1 protein-coding gene and 1 pseudogene are annotated in these 973 nt (G+C 58.0%); both read left to right on the top strand.

The features are described 5' to 3' along the window. Positions 1-757: ABC transporter permease (locus tag ACXJ7R_RS34305; protein WP_457155666.1), on the top strand; the 757-nt coding region annotated here is incomplete at its 5' end. 5 nt (positions 758-762) lie between these two features. Further along, positions 763-973, top strand: a pseudogene (locus tag ACXJ7R_RS34300) (ABC transporter ATP-binding protein); the annotation flags it as partial.

The following is a 973-nucleotide window of genomic DNA, read 5'->3' as shown; positions in this document are numbered from 1 at the left end:
CTCCAAGGCCGTGCGGTTGCACCGGGTCTGGGTCGCGCTCGCCCATGAGGACATCGGCGACCAGCACAGGCGCACGACCCTGGGTCCGCTTTGGATGCTGGTCAATTATTTTGCTTTCGTCGGCACATTTGTCTTCGTTTTCGTGACCAAGGACGCCAGCGACCCAAGCTACATAGCCTATGTCGCCATCGGTATGCTGGTGTGGTTCTACCTCACCGAAACCATCACCATGAGCGTGTCACTCTTCCAGCGCGAAGCGAGCTTCATTCAAGGCACGACGCTGCCGTTGTTCGTGTATGTGATGCGATTGACGATGCAATGCATCATCCGGGCTGGTTATTCGTTGGCGGGTTGCGTTCTTATTTTGCTGCTGGCCGGTTACGGGATCAACACAAACTGGCTGCTGTCGTTGCTGGGCCTGTTGCTCATCGTCGTGGCAACTCCTGCGCTTGTCACGGTCTTTGCGTTCTTGGGCGCCTTCTTTCCGGATAGTGAGTTCATCGTCGGGAACCTGATGCGGGTGGGCATGTTCCTGACGCCTGTCTTCTGGGTCTACAGCGGGCAAGAGGGCGTTCAAAAATATGCCTATCATTGGAACCCGTTCACCTACTTCCTGGAGGGCGTGCGTGAGCCGATCACGGCGGGCATCTTTCCGACGCATGCGTTGACGGTGACAGGCTACGTTTGTCTCGGCGTCTGGGCCCTTGCGTTGCTGCTGCTGGGCCTTTATCGCAAGCGCATCGTTTTCCTGATCTGAGTTCCATGACCTCCATCAAACTGAACAATGTCAGCCTCGTTTATCGCCTGTTCGAAAAGTTGACGCTTTCGGCGCCTGGCCGGCGTCGGAGCGCTCTCGGCGGCAACATATCGAAGTCGGGCACCAAGCAGGTCGTGCAGGCGCTCGACGATGTCAGTTTCGAACTCAAGGCGGGCGACCGGTTGGGGCTCGTCGGCCCGAATGGCGCCGGCAAGA

This window comes from Mesorhizobium sp. P5_C1 (assembly GCF_054049815.1).
The sequence above is the reverse complement of the archived record's forward strand: the minus strand, read 5'-3'. Positions and strand labels throughout refer to the sequence as shown.